We start from the raw sequence: 13072 nt of genomic DNA, 5'->3' as shown, positions 1-13072 counted from the left end.
CACGGCCGGCTCCGCGGCCCGCGCCGTGCTCGTCGCTCTTCGCCCGGGCACTGGTCGCCCTCAGCCGATGTGGTAACTGTCCCCGTACACCTTCCAGTCCAGCGGCGGGTCGAGGTCCGGGTTGCCCTCGTCGAGGAAGGCGTGCAGGCAGGCCACCTCGTCGCCGCCCCAGGCCGACGGCCGGGCCCGGCCCAGCGTGCGCAGCCCGTCCGCCTCGCCCTGGCGCGCGGCCGGGCCGAAGCAGACGCGGTCGCGCTCGTCGTCCTGCGCCCGGCGGAAGACGGGATCGCCCGCCGCCCGGCGCCAGTCGTCGGGGCAACCGGGGCCCAGCCCCTCGTGCGAGTCGGAGCCGTCGACCCGGCGCAGCGCCGGCAGACAGCGGGCGAGCACATGGCCGGGGCCGCGGTCGCCGTACAGCTCCACCAGGTCGAGCATGTCGCCGGTGCCGGAGCAGAAGCCGATGATGCCCGCGGTGTAGCCGCGGCCGTCGCCGATGTCCTCGATGTACTGGTACTGCGCCTTCCAGTCGAGCGAGAACGGCCGACAGGGACGCGCATGCCATGGCGAGCACGGTACGGCGCGAGAGGCCCGCGCGGGGCGCGGGGTCGCCGTAGGGGTGCCTCACGGAATTTCCGGTCGGTGGTGGGGGAACCGAGGGCGGCGGCGCCCGCCACGGTCACGGCATCGGCTGCTCCGCCCAGATGACCTTGCCGGCCGGCGTGTAGCGGGTGCCCCAGCGCTCGGCGAGCTGCGCGACCAGGAAGAGTCCGCGCCCGCCCTCGTCCGTCATGGCCGCGTAGCGCAGATGCGGCGAGGTGCTGCTGCTGTCGAACACCTCGCAGACCAGGCTGCGGTCGCGCAGCATCCGGACGTGGACGGTCTCACCGCCGTACCGGATCGCGTTGGTGACCAGCTCGCTCAGGATCAGCTCCGTGGAGAACGCCAGGTCGTCCAGACCCCACTCGGCGAGCCGCCGGGTGACCTGGGAGCGCACCTCGCCGACGGCCGCCGGGTCGGACGGCACCTGCCACTCGGCGACGTGGTCGGGCCCGAGGGTGCGGGTACGGGCCACGAGCAGGGCGATGTCGTCGCCCGGCCGGTCGGGGAGCCGGGCGTCCAGGACGGTTCGGCAGGTCTCCTCGGGCGACTCGCCGGCCGTCTCCAGCGCCTGGCGCAGGTGCGCCAGACCGACGTCGATGTCGTGCCCCCGGTCCTCCACCAGACCGTCGGTGTACAGCACCAGCCGGCTGCCCTCCGCCAGCCGCAGCTCCGCCGTCTCGAACGGCAGGCCGCCCAGCCCCAGCGGGGGACCGGCGGGCACCTCGGGGAACTCCACGCCGCCGTCGGGCCGGATCAGCGCGGGTGGCGGGTGGCCCGCCCGGGCCATCACACAGGTGCCGGCGACCGGGTCGTAGATCGCGTAGAGGCAGGTCGCGCCGGTGACCGGGGCGGTGCTGTCGTCGGTCTGCTCGTCCTGGTCGATGCGGCCGACCAGTTCGTCCAGCAGGCCGAGCAGTTCGTCGGGCGGCAGGTCGAGCGCGCTGAAGTTGTGCACCGCCGTCCGCAGCCGGCCCATGGTGGCCGCCGCGTGCAGCCCGTGCCCGACGACGTCGCCGACCACCAGCGCGACCCGGGCGCCCGACAGGGGCAGTACGTCGAACCAGTCGCCGCCCACCCCGGCCTGCGCGGGCAGGTACCGGTAGGCGACGTCCAGGGCGTTCTGGTCCGGCATGCGGCGGGGCAGCAGACTGCGCTGGAGGGTCACCGCCATGCTGTGCTCGCGCGTGTAGCGCCGGGCGTTGTCGATGGAGACCGCTGCCCGGGCGACCAGTTCCTCGGCGAGGGCCAGTTCGTCCTCGTCGAACGGCTCCGGCGTCCCGGAACGCCAGAAACTGACCACCCCGAGCACCAGCGTGCCCGCGCGCAGCGGCACCGTGATCAGCGAGTGGATGCCGTACTCCAGGACCTGCGCGGTGCGTTCGAGGTCCTGCGCCTGCCAGTCGGGTGCCACGTCCAGGCGGGGTTCCAGCACCGGCGTGCCGGTGCGCAGGGTCCGGCCCTGCGGGGAGGAATCCACGTAGCGCAGCTGCCTGCCCACCGGGTACAGCGGCATCTCCTCGGATACGCCGCTCAGCGCGGTGCGGCGCAGCGCGGTGCCGCCCTCCGGCTGGCCGCCCGCCAGCACCGCGTCGAACAGGTCCACGCTGACGTGGTCGGCGAACCGGGGCACGGCCAGCTCCGCCAGCTCCTCGGCGGTGCGCGTGACGTCCAGGCTGGTGCCGATGCCCACGCCCGCGTCGTACAGCATGTCCAGGCGTTCCCGAGCGGTCTCGGCGCGGCCGGACAGGGCCCGCAGCTCCGTGGAGTCGCGGAGGGTGGCGACACTGCCCGCGGGGCCGCCCCGGACGTCCGTGGGCCGCTGGTTCACCGCCAGCAGCCGGTCCTTGACCCGGTGCACCTCGTCGGTCGCGACCCGGCCGGAGGCCAGCAGCTCCGCGGTGTCGGCGGGCAGACCGAGGTCGAGGACGTGCCGTCCCTCGGCGTCGGGGGGCAGGTTGAGCAGGCGCTCGGCCTCGTCGTTGGCGAGCAGCAGCCGGCCCTTGGGGCCGACGATGAGCACGCCTTCGCGGACGCTGTGCAGGACCGCGTCGTGATGTTCGTACATCCGGGTCATCTCGCGCGGTCCCAGACCGTGCGTCTGGCGCAGCAGCCGCCGGCTGACGAGCGCGGTGCCCGCCGTCGCCACGACCAGGCCGACCGCCGCCACGATCAGCACCAGCGGCAGCTGCCGTTCGGCGGCGCCGCCGACGTTCTCCGTGGTGATGCCGGCCGAGACCAGGCCCACGACCGTGCCGTCGGGGTCCTCGACCGGCACGATGGCCTGGACCAGCGGTCCGAGGGTCCCGTCGACCTCCTCGGTCACCGTCTCCCCGGCCAGGGCCGGAGCGATGTTCCCCACGAACTCCCGGCCGATGCGGTCGGGCTTGGGATGGGTGTAGCGGATGCCGTCGGTGTCGGTGACGACCACGAAGTCCACACCGGTCGCCTTGCGCGCCGCCTCGGCCCGGGGCTGGAGCACCGCCGTGGGGTCGGGGGCGCGCAGCGCCGCGAGGATGCCGGGGGAGTTGGCGAACGTCTCGGCCACCGCGACGGACCGGTTGCGGGCCTCGACCGTGCTGTCGTGCCGGACCTGGAGCACCAGCGCCACCGCCGCGGCCACCACCAGCAGCAGCACGATGACCACGTTCATGACGAAGACCTGGGCGGCGACGCTGCGTCCGGACAGCGCCCGGCGCAGTGCCGAGTGACGCCGCCCCGCGTCCGTCCCCCGCCGTGTCGGGTCCGCGTCCCTGTGGTGTCGGGCGAGCGGGCCGCTGGGACGACGGGGTGACCGCTCTCCCGATCGACCCCTCAGTCGGACCATGTGCCCATGTCTACACTGCCGGGCTCCGTGAGGCGAGGGGCACCCCCTGTGCCGACGGGGGTCCGCCGGACGGGGGCCGTGGGTGGGGTCATCGGGGGCTCCCGGGGCGGGGACGGCGGGTGGCGAGCAGCAGGGCGATGTCGTCGGCGCGGTCCGTCGCGTGGCGGGAGGTCACGACGAGCCGGTCCGCGACGCCGGCCAGCGCACGCCTGCCGGGTCGCGCGGCGGGCGCTCCCGCCCTGGCCAGGGCGAGGCGCAGGGCGGTGATGCCGTCGTCGATGTCGCTGCCGGGCCGCTCCACCAGCCCGTCCGTGTAGAGGGCGAGGACGGCACCCGGCTCGACGCGGAACTCGGTCAGCGGATAGGGCGCCCCGGGGTCCACGCCGAGCACCACCCCACCGGGCAGGTCCAGGGCCTCGGTGCGTCCGTCCGGGTGGCGCAGCAGCGGCGGCGGGTGACCCGCGCGGGAGGCGAGGGCCCGTCCGGTGGCGGGGTCGAGCCGGATGTAGCAGCAGCTCGCGAACAGACCCGGGTCCAGGTCGGCCAGCAGGTGGTTGACGCCGCTCATCACCTCGTCGGGCGGCCGGTCGCCCAGGGCGAAGGCGCGCACGGCGCTGCGCAGTTGCCCCATCGTGGCCGCGGCCTGCACGCCGTGCCCCTGCACGTCGCCGATGACCAGGGCCATGCCGTCCCCGGAGACGACGACGTCGTACCAGTCGCCGCCCACCTCCATGCCCTGGGTGCCCGGCAGATAGCGTCCGGCGGTCTCCAGCAGGGGATGGGCGGGCAGCCGGCGGGGCAGCAGCACTCCCTGGAGGCCCCGGGCCAGCGCGGTCTCGGACTCGTAGCGCCGGGCCTTCTCCATGGCGTGGGCGATCAGCCCGGCCAGCGCGGTGAGCACCGTGCGTTCCTCGGTGCTGAAGCCGCGGGCGCGGTCGAAGCCGAGGATGCAGGAGCCGACCGGGCGTCCGGAGGCGATCAGCGGCAGGAAGGCGCGGGCGCCCTCCGTGGCGTCCAGCGGGATGCCCGGATACGCGGCGGCCAGGTCCTGCATGGAGTCGAAGAAGAGCGGCCGGCCGCTGGTCAGCGTCTCGACGCCGGGCAGCCGGGCGTCCAGCGCGACGCCCTCGAAGGGCGCGAGGAAGCCCGGCGGGAAACCCGTCTCCCAGGCCAGGTGGAGGTGGCGGTCCTGGAGCAGGTAGATGGCGAGCCGGCGGCCACCGAAGGCGGACAGCAGCTCCCGCACGACCACGGCCGACACCTGGCGCGCGGTGACCGCCTCGGTGAGGGCGACGGCCAGCACGATCGGGCGGTACTCGGCCGCCGTCGAGGCGATCCGCGGGGCGGGGTCGCCGGCCTCGGGCTCCGCCTCCGGCAGCCCGTGCTCGGGGGTGAGGCCGGCCGACGCGTCGGCCACCCGGTTGGCGGGCCGGAGCGTGCCCGTCAGGAGGTCGGGGCCGGGGAAGACGGAGACGGCCAGCCAGTCGCCCTCGAAGGGCTGCGGGGCGCTGCGGCGGCTGCCGTCGGGCGGGCGCCGGACATGGAAGCGGACCGGGTCGGGGGAGAGCAGCGCACCGCGCAGATGGTCCTCGTAGGCGGCCTGGTCCAGCCAGGGAACCGCCTCCCACAGCGAGCGGCCGAGCAGCCCCGTGCGGGGCCGGCCCAGCAGCTGGGCGGCGCGCGGGTTGGCGTAGACGACCGTGCCCAGCCGGTCCACGCAGAACACGCCGTCCGGCAGCAGGTCGGCGGCGGCGTCGGCCACCGTGCCGGCGAAGGGATCGCGGACCGCTCCCCGTACGGTCACGCCGTCGGCCCGGGACGCCTGCGGCCGCCACAGCTCGACCAGGCGCAGCGCCCCGTCCGCCGCGCGCACGTACAGGGGAAGCCGCGGCGGGCGGCCGGCGGCGGTCTCCCGCAGGGCCGCGGCGAGCCGGTGCCCGTCGTCGGGGGCCAGGACGGCGGTGAGTGACCCGAGCGCGGTGGTGGGTCCGGCGGTGCCCGCGGGCATGCCGAGCAGGACGCACAGCGGTTCGTCGAGGGTGACGGCGCCGGTGACCGGGTCCCAGGCGAAGCTTCCGGCGTGCTGCGGGTGCCGTCCGGCGGGGGGCGGCCGGACGCACAGCGGCTCGCCCTCCCAGAGGACGGGCGGCGTCTCGTTGTCCTCGTCCAGCCGCTCCAGGGCCGCGCCCAGGTCCTGTGCGAGCCCCGCCATCCGGTCGGCGCCCTCCAGCACCTCGGCGGCGTCCGAGGCGGCGGGGCGCAGGACGGTCAGGACACCGTACGTCCGCCTCGACCCGGCGACGGGCACGTACAGCGACCCGAAGGGGAAGGGCAGGCCGGCCGCGAACTGCGGGTAGCGGCGCATGGTCTCCGCGGCGTTGGGCAGCACGACGCGGACCCCCAGCCGGTAGGCGTCGGCGACCGGGAACGGGCTGTCGGCGTGCAGACGCCACCAGGGCCGGAACAAGCGCCCGGGCAGTCCGGCGAGCACGGCGAGCCGCAGGAGGCCGGAGGTGCCGGAGGTGCCGGAGGTGCCGGAGGGCAGGTAGATCCCTCCGACCCGGCCGTCGGCGGCGTCGATCGCCCGGAGACAGGCGTCGATCAGCAGCGCCGTCAGCCGTCCGGGCGTCCGGTCCGCTTCCTCGGCGCCTGCACTCATCGGCCCCACCTCGTCCGTGCGCCGCCGCGCGGGGCGACACAGCAAGAATGCGCCACCGCACCCGGGTCGTGCACGTGGTCGGTCCGCACGGGTGACCGTGCCGGGCGTTGACCCCGCGGACGGGAATCCGTAACCTCCTCCGCGACATTCGGAAAGAACTCCGAAAGTTTCGACTCTCAGCGATCCATGATCTCCGCCCTTCCGAACGGCCCCCGCACACCGATTCAAGGAACGGGATGACATGACCATGCCTTTGAGGCGCCTGGCGAGAACGACCGCCGCGGGACTCGTGACCGTGGCCGCACTGATGACCGCGGGCCACACCGCCGAAGCCGAAGCCGCCGCCGACACGCTCGGGTCCGCGGCGGCCGGCCAGGGCCGCTACTTCGGCGCCGCCGTCGCCGCGAACCACCTCGGCGAGGCCGACTACGCCGCCACGCTGGACCGCGAGTTCACCTCGGCCACGCCCGAGAACGAGATGAAGTGGGACGCCACCGAACCCAGCCGCGGTACCTTCACCTTCGCCGCCGCCGACCGGGTCGTGGACCACGCCCGAAGCCGCGGCATGGACGTGCGCGGCCACACCCTCGTCTGGCACTCCCAGCTGCCGTCCTGGGTGGGCGCGCTGGGCGCCGCCGACCTGCGCACCGCGATGAACGACCACATCAACGGCCTGATGGGCCACTACAAGGGCGAGATCCACAGCTGGGACGTCGTCAACGAGGCGTTCCAGGACGGCGGCAGCGGTGCCCGGCGCAGCTCGCCCTTCCAGGACAGGCTCGGCGACGGCTTCATCGAGGAGGCGTTCCGCACCGCCCGCGCCGCCGACCCGGCCGCCAAGCTCTGCTACAACGACTACAACACCGACGGCGTCAACGCGAAGAGCAATGCCGTCTACGCCATGGTGAAGGACTTCAAGTCCCGCGGTGTGCCCATCGACTGCGTCGGCTTCCAGTCCCACTTCAACAGCGCCTCCCCGGTGCCCGCGGACTACCGGCAGAACCTGCAGCGCTTCGCCGACCTCGGCGTCGACGTGCAGATCACGGAACTCGACATCGAGGGCTCCGGATCGGCCCAGGCCGCCAACTACACCAAGGTGGTCGACGCCTGCCTCGCCGTCGACCGCTGCACCGGCATCACCGTCTGGGGCGTCACCGACAAGTACTCGTGGCGCAGCGGCGGCACCCCGCTGCTCTTCGACGGCGACTACCGGAAGAAGCCCGCCTACGACGCCGTCCTTACCGCCCTCGGCGGCTCGGGCGACCCGGGGGATCCCGGCGACCCGGGCGACCCCGCGGCGAGTTGCACGGCCGCCTACACCCGGACCGCGGACTGGAGCAGTGGCTACAACGGCCAGGTCACCATCACGGCCGGCGACGCGCCGATCAGCTCCTGGACCGCGACGGTCACCCTGCCCTCGCCGCAGTCCGTCTCGTCCCTCTGGAACGGCACCCCCACCTGGGCGGGCAACACCATGACGGTCCGCCCCAGTTGGAACGGCACCCTGGCGGCCGGGGCGTCGACCAGCTTCGGATTCACCGTGGCGAAGAACGGCAGCGGCGCCGCGCCCGCGGTCGGCGGCTGCACCGCCTCCTGACCGGTCCCGCGCGCCGGACCGCCCACCGCCCGAGAGGGCCCCGGCGGTCCGGCGCACCGTACCGCGCCGGTCCGAAAAACGGCGTGTCCGGCCGAAGTTGGGACAGAGGGATCGTGGACGCCCCGCCGGTGCGTATCGTGAGGGGGCGGGACCTCGCTCCCCCACACGGCCCCGACCGGACGGTGAGGCTCTGTATGACTCCGGCGCACGGACCCGATGCCGCGGACACCTCCGACGTGTCCACGGTGGTGGAGTTCAGGGGTGGTTCGGCGATGATCCCGGCCGCCCGGGACGTCGTGCACCGCTTCGTCACCCGCCTCGCCGAGCTGGGTGTCGACCTGGCCGACACCTTCCTGGACGCCGCCCGCCTGGTCGCCAGCGAACTGGTGACCAACGCGCTGCGGCACGCGCCAGGACCCTGCCGGCTCACGCTGACCCTGGTGGACGACCGGGTGGAGATCGCGGTCTCCGACACCGGGGACGCCTTTCCCACGTTCCTGCCCCGCGATCCCCTGCGGGTCGGCCGGCACGGCCTGGAGATCGTGACCCGCCTGTGCGGCGAGGTGATCACCAAGCCGCACGCCGAGGGGAAGACGGTGTACGCCCGCCTGCCGCTGACATGACCCCCGTCAGTCGGTCAGCGCCTGTTCGACGCTCGGGAAGCAGGCGATGAGCCCGTCGACGCCGACCAGCCGCAGCACCCGCTCGACGGCGTCCCGCGGTGCCGCGAGCCGGAGCCACACCCCGCGGGACTCGGCCTCCTGGTGGGCGGAGATGAGCACGTTGATGCCGCTGGAGTCCAGGAAGCCCACCTCGCCGAAGTCGACGACCGTGCCCGGTGCCGACTGCACCGAGGACAGCAGGACGTCGCGCAACTGGCCGCTGCCGTCGAGATCGACCTCTCCGGCGAGGATGACGATGCTGACGCCGTCGCCGGTGGTGGTACGGGTGATCAGCAGCCGCTCGGGTACTGCCGGTCCCTCGATGTCCGCCACGCTGCCCTCACTTCTCGCATATGCCCGGCCGTCCATGGTGGCTTGATGGTAAAGGTCTTCGCGGTCCGTGGGGCCCACTTGTGCGGACCCGGGCCGACGGGACCGCCGGCGCCGGTCTCGACGCGCGCGACGGCGTTCCCCTGACTACCGTCGAGGTGTGGTGGCTCATACATTCGAGGAGCTCGTGCACAAGCGTCGCGCGGCGGATCTGGCACAGCACCGGGTCGAGGAACTGCGCGACTCGTACGGGCCTCCCACGCAGCATCGGTGGACCCCGCGGCAGTCGAGCACGTACGAGACCGCCGTGCGGGCCTGGCGCGACCTCGACCGGGACGCGCGGACCGCGATGGCGGAGTACGTCAAGGAGGAGGGAGGCCGGTCCCGGCACAAGATCGAGGCGAACGTCCGCAAGGCCGTCCAGGACGAGGACCAGGGCTCCTGACCGGGATCGACGCGGGTGCGGCCGCCGTCAGTCCTGCCGGGCCATGGACTCGCCGACCAGGTCCCGTACGGTGTCCAGGGCCGCGGCGCGGTCCTCGGGCACCAGGCCGATGCGGGTGCGCCGGTCGAGGAGGTCCGCCTCGTCGAGGGCGCCCTCGTGACGCAGCGCCCACAGCAGCTCGGCGCCGGTGACGGGATGACCCGGCAGTACCCGCTCGGCGAGCCGGGGGTCCCGGGCGGCGAGGGCCTGCACGTCGGGCGCCTCGGTGCCGTAGCGCCGCACCAGGCGGTCCGGCGCCCGCACCGTGGCCAGGGCGTGCGGGGCGGCGGCGCCGACCAGGGGCAGGGCGGCCGTGGGGGAGGGGCCGGCGGTCAGGCCGCGGGCGGCGACGGCGGCGTTCACTGCGTCCTCGGCCATGCGCCGGTACGTGGTGAGCTTGCCGCCGACCACGGTGATCACGCCCTCCGACGAGGTGAGCACGGCGTGCCGACGCGAGACGTCTGCCGTGCGGGGGCCGCCGCCCGCCCGGTCCGGCGAGGTGGTGTCCAGCAGGGGGCGCAGACCGGCGAAGGCGCCCACCACGTCCCCGCGGTGCACCGGGACGTCCAGTACCGAACCGAGGACGTCGAGCAGGAAGCCGACGTCGGTCTCGGGCACCTGCGGCACGTCCGGGACGTCGCCCTCCACGGGTTCGTCGGTCAGGCCGACGTAGACCCGGCCGTCCCCCTGGGGCAGAACAAGGACGAAGCGGTTGGTCTCCCCGGGGACCGGCACGTGCAGGCCCGCGGGGAGCGGGCCGAGGTGTTCGGAGCGCAGGACGAGGTGGGTGCCGCGGGAGGGGCGGACCCGGATGCCGTCCACCAGGCCGCCGGCCCACACCCCGGACGCGTTGATCACCGCGCGGGCCCGCACCACGCCCTCCTCGCCGGTCAGCTCGTCGCGTATCCGGGCGCCGGACGAGGTCAGCTCCAGCGCCCTGGTCCGGGTCAGGATCCGGGCGCCACGGGCGGCGGCGGTGCGGGCGAGCGCGGTCACCAGCCGGGCGTCGTCGGTGAGCCGGCCGTCCCACGACAGCAGGCCGCCGCGCAGCCGGTCGGAGCGCAGGGCCGGCGCGAGGTGCCGGGTCTCCACGGCGGAGAGCCGACGCGGCGCGGGCAGCGTGGCCCGGGCCGTGCGCGCCGCGAGCCGCAGGGTGTCGCCGGCCCGGAAGCCGGCCCACGCCAGCGCGGCCTGGCCGCGGGAGACCAGCGGCGTCAGCGGCAGCACGAAGGGCTGGGCGCGCACCAGATGGGGAGCGGTGCGCTCCATCAGCACCCCGCGCTCCACCGCGCTCTCGTGGGCGACGTCGAGCTGTGCGGAGGCGAGGTAGCGCAGGCCGCCGTGGATCAGTTTGGAGCTCCAGCGGGAGGTGCCGAAGGCCAGGTCGTGGGCGTCCACGGCGACGACGCTCAGCCCGCGGGCCGCCGCGTCCAGGGCGGCCCCCGCGCCGGTCGCGCCGAGGCCGACGACCAGGACGTCCACGACGGGCCCGCCCACGGTGCCGGCCAGCTCGCGGGCGCGCCGTGCGGCGGACAGGGAGGCCGACCCGGTGGCGGGGCTGCTGGTGGGGCTCATGGCGTGAGGGTCCTTTCCAGGATGGTCCGCAGCTCCGCGAGGAAGGCCGCGGAGGTCAGCTCGTCGTCGTCCTCGTCGGTCATGGTCCGCAGCGACAGGGCGAAGGACTGGACGACCAGCAGCACGGACCGTGCCTGCCGTTCGGGATGGGTCCGGCGCACCGAACCGTCGGCGTGCCCCTGTCCCAGCGCGTCCTCGAGCAACTCCAGCAGGGCTTCCTGGCTCGCTCCGCGCCGGTCGAGGACGTAGGGCAGGAGCAGCTCGGGGTCGACGTCGACGATCTTGCGGAAGAGCGGGTGCGCGCGGAACCGCTCCACCCCGGCCACCAGTCCCTCGACGACGCGCGGTCGGGTGCCGGTGCCCGGCCGGGGCTCCGGGATGGCCCCGGTCGCCACCGAGATCCACTCGCGGGTCATCAGGTCGCCGACCAGGGACCGCACGTCCGGCCAGCGCCGGTACAGGGTCATCCGGGAGACACCGGCGCGGCGGGCGACATCGGTCATCGTCGTCCGGCGGACCCCGACGGCCATCACGCAGTCGCGCACGGCGTCGAGCACCGTGTCGTTGTCCGAGGGGTTCGGCCGGGTGGAGTGGTTGTGACGGTTGGGCGTCATGTGTAACAGTGTAACGCCCCGCCGGGTGGTGCGGCAGGCATCCCCCGAAGCGACCGTGAGGACGACAGGCCATGGACATGCTGTGGAACGGCTGGGGCGACCCGGCCAGGGCGACACCGCTGCCGGACACGGTGACCGGGCTGCTGCGCGAACTGCTCGGCGTCAAGCCCCGCGACGCCGCCCCGCTCCCGCTGGCGGAGATCGACGTCCCCGCCTCGCCCCTGGACGAGGCCGCCCGCCTGGCCCTCACGGCCGCGGTCGGCGGCCGTGCGGAGGACGTGCGCACCGACGCGGAGACGCGCGTGCGGCACACCCGCGGCAAGTCCACCCCCGACCTGCTGCTGATGCGGACCGGCGACGTCACCGACACCCCGGCCGCCGTGGTCCTGCCCGACGGCCACGACGAGGTGCTGGCCGTGCTGGAGACCTGTGCCGAGCACCGGCTGCCCGTCGTCCCCTTCGGCGGCGGCACCTCCGTGGTGGGCGGCCTCGCCCCCGGGCACCGCGGCGCCTTCGTCGCCCTCGACCTGCGCCGCATGAACCGCCTGCTCGAACTCGACGAGGTCTCCCGCACCGCCCGCCTGCAACCCGGCCTGCGCGCCCCCGAGGCCGAGGCGCTGCTCGCCGCGCACGGGTACACCCTCGGCCACTTCCCGCAGTCCTACGAGTGGGCCACCATCGGCGGCTTCGCCGCCACCCGCTCCAGCGGACAGGCCTCCGCCGGCTACGGCCGCTTCGACGAGATGGTCCTCGGCCTCACCCTCGCCACCCCCGAAGGCACCCTCGTCACCGGCCGCGCCCCGCGCTCGGCCGCCGGGCCCGACCTGCGCCAGCTCGTCCTGGGGTCGGAGGGCGCCTTCGGCGTCATCACCTCCGTCACCGTCCGCGTGCGGCCGGTGCCCGAGGTACGCCGCTACGAGGGCTGGCGCTTCGCCTCCTTCGACGCGGGCGCCGCCGCCCTGCGCAGGCTCGCCCAGGACGGCCCGCGCCCCACGGTGCTGCGGCTCTCCGACGAGACCGAGACCCTGATCGGCCTCGCCCAGCCCGACGCCCTCGGTTCCTCCCTCGACCGGCAGGACGCCGGATGCCTGGCCGTCGTCGGCTTCGAGGGCACCGGGGCGGACACCGCCCACCGTCGCGAGGAGGCCGCCGCCGTCCTGCGTGAGAGCGGGGGCACCTGCGCGGGCGAGGAGCCGGGGGAGCGCTGGGCGCACGGCCGCTACTCGGCGCCGTACCTGCGGGACTCCCTGCTCGACGCCGGGGCGCTCGCCGAGACCCTGGAGACCGCGACCTACTGGTCCCGCCTCCCCGCCCTCTACGCCGCCGTCCGCGACGCGCTCACCGGGACCCTCACCGACGCCGGCACCCCGCCGCTGGTCATGTGCCACATCTCGCACGTCTACGAGAACGGCGCCTCCCTGTACTTCACCGTCGTCTCCGCCCAGGGCGACGACGCCGTGGCGCACTGGACCCGCGCCAAGCACGCGGCCAACGAGGCGATCCTCGCCGCGGGCGGCACCATCACCCACCACCACGGCGTCGGCACCGACCACCGCGACTGGTACGTCCAGGAGGCCGGCCCCCTCGGCATCGCGGCGCTGCGCGCGGTCAAGCGCGGCCTCGACCCCGCCGGCGTGCTCAGCCCGGGCGTCCTGCTGCCGGCGGACTGACCCCGCCCACCGGCACCCCGCGCACCCGTGAGACAACAGTCCGGCACCACCCGTCAG

General features: G+C 74.8%; 9 protein-coding genes and 1 pseudogene. 4 read left to right on the top strand and 6 right to left on the bottom strand.

Features of this window, described 5'->3' with window-relative positions:
- Positions 1 to 60 precede the first annotated feature (60 nt).
- From ACFW01_RS29070 to ACFW01_RS29060, 3 genes and pseudogenes are all read right to left on the bottom strand, one after another.
- A pseudogene (locus tag ACFW01_RS29070) lies at positions 61 to 625 on the bottom strand (chitosanase).
- Positions 626 to 676: 51 nt separating this feature from the next.
- A complete protein-coding gene (locus ACFW01_RS29065; protein ID WP_384508425.1) occupies positions 677 to 3250 on the bottom strand; it encodes a SpoIIE family protein phosphatase in 2574 nt (857 codons plus the stop codon).
- Positions 3251 to 3512: 262 nt separating this feature from the next.
- Positions 3513 to 6083: a SpoIIE family protein phosphatase gene (locus ACFW01_RS29060; RefSeq protein ID WP_384508422.1), complete on the bottom strand. Its 2571-nt coding sequence runs from the start codon at positions 6081 to 6083 to the stop codon at positions 3513 to 3515.
- Positions 6084 to 6324: 241 nt separating this feature from the next.
- Here ACFW01_RS29060 and ACFW01_RS29055 point away from each other — a divergent pair, with 241 nt between their 5' ends.
- Both ACFW01_RS29055 and ACFW01_RS29050 read left to right on the top strand, forming a co-directional pair.
- The gene (locus ACFW01_RS29055; protein WP_384508419.1) at positions 6325 to 7680 is read left to right on the top strand and encodes an endo-1,4-beta-xylanase; all 1356 of its coding nucleotides are present in this window, start codon (positions 6325 to 6327) and stop codon (positions 7678 to 7680) included.
- Positions 7681 to 7874: 194 nt separating this feature from the next.
- Complete coding sequence (locus tag ACFW01_RS29050) at positions 7875 to 8303, top strand: ATP-binding protein (RefSeq protein ID WP_234956025.1); 429 nt, start codon at positions 7875 to 7877, stop codon at positions 8301 to 8303.
- Positions 8304 to 8309: 6 nt separating this feature from the next.
- On the opposite strand, the gene ACFW01_RS29045 is transcribed toward ACFW01_RS29050, so the two are convergent.
- Positions 8310 to 8675, bottom strand: coding sequence for an STAS domain-containing protein (locus ACFW01_RS29045; RefSeq protein WP_234956026.1), 366 nt, complete (start codon positions 8673 to 8675; stop codon positions 8310 to 8312).
- Between the two features lie 184 nt (positions 8676 to 8859).
- Here ACFW01_RS29045 and ACFW01_RS29040 point away from each other — a divergent pair, with 184 nt between their 5' ends.
- On the top strand, positions 8860 to 9117 hold the full coding sequence (locus ACFW01_RS29040; RefSeq protein ID WP_384508415.1) for a hypothetical protein: 258 nt from the start codon (positions 8860 to 8862) through the stop codon (positions 9115 to 9117).
- Positions 9118 to 9144: 27 nt separating this feature from the next.
- Here ACFW01_RS29040 and ACFW01_RS29035 read toward each other — a convergent pair whose 3' ends face one another.
- Both ACFW01_RS29035 and ACFW01_RS29030 read right to left on the bottom strand, forming a co-directional pair.
- Positions 9145 to 10731 (bottom strand): glycerol-3-phosphate dehydrogenase/oxidase, encoded by a 1587-nt coding sequence (locus ACFW01_RS29035; protein ID WP_384508412.1) that lies wholly within the window; start codon positions 10729 to 10731, stop codon positions 9145 to 9147.
- Complete coding sequence (locus tag ACFW01_RS29030; RefSeq protein ID WP_125494101.1) at positions 10728 to 11345, bottom strand: TetR/AcrR family transcriptional regulator; 618 nt, start codon at positions 11343 to 11345, stop codon at positions 10728 to 10730. Before ACFW01_RS29030 ends, ACFW01_RS29035 begins: the two co-directional genes overlap by 4 nt.
- 71 nt (positions 11346 to 11416) lie before the next feature.
- On the opposite strand from ACFW01_RS29030, the gene ACFW01_RS29025 reads away from it, so the two are divergent.
- Positions 11417 to 13015 (top strand): FAD-binding oxidoreductase, encoded by a 1599-nt coding sequence (locus ACFW01_RS29025; RefSeq protein WP_384508409.1) that lies wholly within the window; start codon positions 11417 to 11419, stop codon positions 13013 to 13015.
- Positions 13016 to 13072 lie beyond the last annotated feature (57 nt).

It is taken from the genome of Streptomyces sp. NPDC058985 (genome assembly GCF_042740985.1).
Lineage (GTDB): Bacteria > Actinomycetota > Actinomycetes > Streptomycetales > Streptomycetaceae > Streptomyces.
This window is presented reverse-complemented; position numbering and strand designations above follow the sequence as displayed.

Coding starts and splice junctions, on each gene's coding strand:
- ACFW01_RS29065 (WP_384508425.1), bottom strand. CDS start 3,250: ATGAACGTGGTCATCGTGCTGCTGCTGGTGGTGGCCGCGGCGGTGGCG.
- ACFW01_RS29060 (WP_384508422.1), bottom strand. CDS start 6,083: ATGAGTGCAGGCGCCGAGGAAGCGGACCGGACGCCCGGACGGCTGACG.
- ACFW01_RS29055 (WP_384508419.1), top strand. CDS start 6,325: ATGACCATGCCTTTGAGGCGCCTGGCGAGAACGACCGCCGCGGGACTC.
- ACFW01_RS29050 (WP_234956025.1), top strand. CDS start 7,875: ATGACTCCGGCGCACGGACCCGATGCCGCGGACACCTCCGACGTGTCC.
- ACFW01_RS29035 (WP_384508412.1), bottom strand. CDS start 10,731: ATGAGCCCCACCAGCAGCCCCGCCACCGGGTCGGCCTCCCTGTCCGCC.
- ACFW01_RS29030 (WP_125494101.1), bottom strand. CDS start 11,345: ATGACGCCCAACCGTCACAACCACTCCACCCGGCCGAACCCCTCGGAC.
- ACFW01_RS29025 (WP_384508409.1), top strand. CDS start 11,417: ATGGACATGCTGTGGAACGGCTGGGGCGACCCGGCCAGGGCGACACCG.